Source organism: Saccharothrix sp. NRRL B-16314, assembly GCF_000716595.1.
Taxonomy (GTDB): Bacteria; Actinomycetota; Actinomycetes; order Mycobacteriales; family Pseudonocardiaceae; genus Actinosynnema.
This window is the reverse complement of the sequence record NZ_JNXC01000071.1, coordinates 1-2,955: the sequence shown is the minus strand read 5'-3', so window position 1 is coordinate 2,955 and position 2,955 is coordinate 1. Positions and strand designations below refer to the sequence as shown.

The window sequence follows — 2,955 nt, the reverse complement described above, 5'->3', positions numbered from 1 at the left end:
GTTCGCCGCTGCCGCAGGCGGCGACGGAGAGCAGGGCCGCGGTCATGACGCCGATCACGGAGGCGAGCCGGGTGCTGCGCATGGGAGGTCACTCCTTTGAGGACGGTTACCGGAAAGGTGTGTTTCCCGGCTTGTCACAGGTGGTTCGACACCGGCGGGCGGCCGGATTGGTCGATCTCGAAAAAAGTTGGCACTGCTTCCGCGCGGACGATGTCCGTGCTGGTCAGGGCTGTGCGGTGAACACGATCGTGTGCCATCCGGCGGCGCCGTCCGGGATCGGCTCGGCCCGCTCGTCGGTCTGGGTGTAACCGGTCCGGTCGGTCGCCCGCACTTCCAGCGTGTGCGACCCGGCCGGGAGGTCCAGCTCTGCCCGCCACATCCGCCACGTGTCGATGTTGACTTCCGTGCTCAGGGTCGTGGCCTGCCAAGGTCCGCCGTCGACGCGGACCTCGACCTTGTCGACGCCCCTGCGCTGCGCCCAGGCCACCCCGGCGGCGACGTACTTCCCGGCGGGCACCCGTTCGAACGCCTTGGGCCGGTCGACCCGCGACATGGTCTTGATCGGGGCGCGCCGCGCCCAGTCGCGCTTGACCCAGTACGCGTCGAAATCCGCGAACGTGGTGAGTTCCGCGTCGACCAGCCACTTCGTCGCCGACACGAACCCGTACAGACCGGGGACGACCATGCGCACCGGGAAGCCGTGCTCGACCGGGAGCGGTTCGCCGTTCATGCCGATGGCCAACAACGCGTCGCTGCCGGGTTTCATGATGTCCTCGACGGGAGTGCCGCAGGTCCATCCGTCCACGCTGCGCGTCGCGAGCTGGTCGGAGCCCGGTCGGACGCCCGCCTCGGCGAGGATGTCGCGAAGGGACACACCGATGAAGTTCGTGGTGGAGATGTAGGGGCCGCCGACCTCGTTGGACACGCAGCAGAGGCTGATCGTCTTCTCCACCAGCGGCCGGTTCAGCAGGTCGTCGTAGGTGAGCACGAGTTCGCGCTCGACCATGCCGTGCACGCGCAGGCGCCAGTCCCGCGCCCGCGTCCTCGGCACCGACAACGCGGTGTCCACCCGGTAGAAGTCGGCGTTCTGGGTGATGAAGGTCGGCGTACCGGCGTCGGCGAAGTCCGCGCCCGCCGGGATCGGCGGCGCCGCCTCGTCGGGGGACAACCGGATGGCACGGCGGGAGGCCTCCACGTCGACCCGGCCGCCGATGTACTGCCCCGCCGCCGCGGTCGCGCCCGCCGCCGCAGCGACGGCGGTGGAGGTGATCAGGAAGCGGCGGCGACCCAGACCGGGAACCGACCAGTCCACCGACCTGGTCGTCCCCTCCCCTTCCCCGTCCGCGGTCGCCGACGGGGAGGGGGAAGGGACGACCACGCCCGCGGTCGCCGACCGGCGGGCGAGCCGGTGCAGCCACCTGAACACCGGCACGCCGACGACCAGGCTGGCCAACGGCGCCAGCACGGCGATCACGTCGAGCGTGGGCCGCGCGAGGACCGCCGCGACACCGACCACGCCCAACCCGATGGCCAGGACCGTGCCCGGTAGCGGGCTGCGGCGGGACAGCAGTCCCGCGACCACCGCGGCGGCGGCGATGACGAACGCCATGCCCGCCAGCAGGACGAGCTTGTCGTCCTCGCCGAACGTGCGGATCGCGAAGTCCTTGACCGGGTGCGGTGTCAGGTCGATGGCGGTGTTGCCCACGGCCAGGAACGGCGAGGCGAACGGGTCGATGAGCGCGGCGACGAGGTGCCCGGCGGCCAACGCCGCCCCTACCGCGACGAGGCCCGCCGCGGCAGCCGCCCACAGCGGCAGCCGCGGCACACCGGGATCGGTCTTCTGCCTGCGTGTGGTTGCGTTCACGTCAGGTATTCGCCGCCGACCGCCCAGCGGATTGCCCTCACGGCCGGGTGTTCTCAGACGAGCGGGAGGACCACCACGGTCGGCGTCGTCGGCTGGGCGGACCCGCCCGCCGGCTCCACCGTCAGGCCGACCGCCTCCGTGCCGGTGAAACCGCCCGCCAGCAAGGGGTCGACCTGCCCGTCGGAGGACGTGAGCAACCCGGCCGGACGCGGCCCGTCAGGACCGATCAGCCACATCTGGTACGCGCGGTCCTCGGGCAGTCGAGCGAGGCCTTGGGCGAGGAACACGACCTCTCCTTCGGTCGACGACGCGACGACGGTGCCCGTGCCGCCGCCGGCCACTTCACCGCGGACGAGTTTGGCGTCCGGTGCGGACAGCAGCTCGGCGACCCGGCTGTTCTGGGCGTTGGCCTGTTGCAGTGCTTGCAGGTCCTGTTCCAGGCGGCGGTTCGTGTCCACGCCCTGGATGCCGAGCGTCACGGCGACCGCGATGCCCGCGGCGGCGGCGAGCGCCGCGGTCCGGCGCAACCACAGCCGGGGCCCCGTGGACCCGAGCCGCGGGTCGGTCCACTCGGCCGGCCGGGCCCCGATCCCCGTACCGCCGGTCTCCAGGTGGTCGCCGGTCTCCGGTGGCAGCTGGCGCGTGTCGGCGACAGCGGCCAACACCCGGTCACGCAGGTGCGCGGGAGGCTCGACCGACGCCTCGCCGGCCAGCAGCGCGGTGGTCTCGCGCAGTTCGGCGAGCTCCTGCACGCAGTCCGGGCAGCCCTCCAGGTGCTCCTCGAAGACGCGGCGCTCGGCCTCGGACACGGCGTCCAGCGCGTAGGCGCCCATCAGCGTGTGGGCTTCGAAGCGGGCGGTGTTGTCGGTCATCGGGTCACCCCCAGGCAGTCTCGGAGCCTGATCAGTCCGTCACGCATCCTGGTCTTCACCGTGCCCAACGGGATGCCCAACAACGACGCCGTCTCCGGGTACGTGTAGCCCTGGAAGTAACCCAGCAGGATGGACTCCCGCTGCAACTCCGTCAACGCCGACAGGCACCGCTGCACCTGCCGCCGCTCGACCCGCGCCGCGACCTGCTCGCTCACCGCG

The 2,955-nt window shown here is 71.8% G+C and carries 3 protein-coding genes; all 3 read right to left on the bottom strand.

Annotated elements, in window-relative coordinates; all coding sequences use genetic code 11:
• Nucleotides 1-223: 223 nt before the first annotated feature.
• Nucleotides 224-1,864: a molybdopterin-dependent oxidoreductase gene (locus OQ02_RS38970; protein WP_051773493.1), complete on the bottom strand. Its 1,641-nt coding sequence runs from the start codon at nucleotides 1,862-1,864 to the stop codon at nucleotides 224-226.
• A 53-nt stretch (nucleotides 1,865-1,917) separates the two neighbouring features.
• On the bottom strand, nucleotides 1,918-2,736 hold the full coding sequence (locus tag OQ02_RS38965; RefSeq protein WP_033443714.1) for an anti-sigma factor: 819 nt from the start codon (nucleotides 2,734-2,736) through the stop codon (nucleotides 1,918-1,920).
• On the bottom strand, nucleotides 2,733-2,955 hold a 223-nt coding region (locus OQ02_RS38960), incomplete at its 5' end, for a sigma factor-like helix-turn-helix DNA-binding protein (RefSeq protein WP_033443713.1). The genes OQ02_RS38960 and OQ02_RS38965, both read right to left, overlap by 4 nt.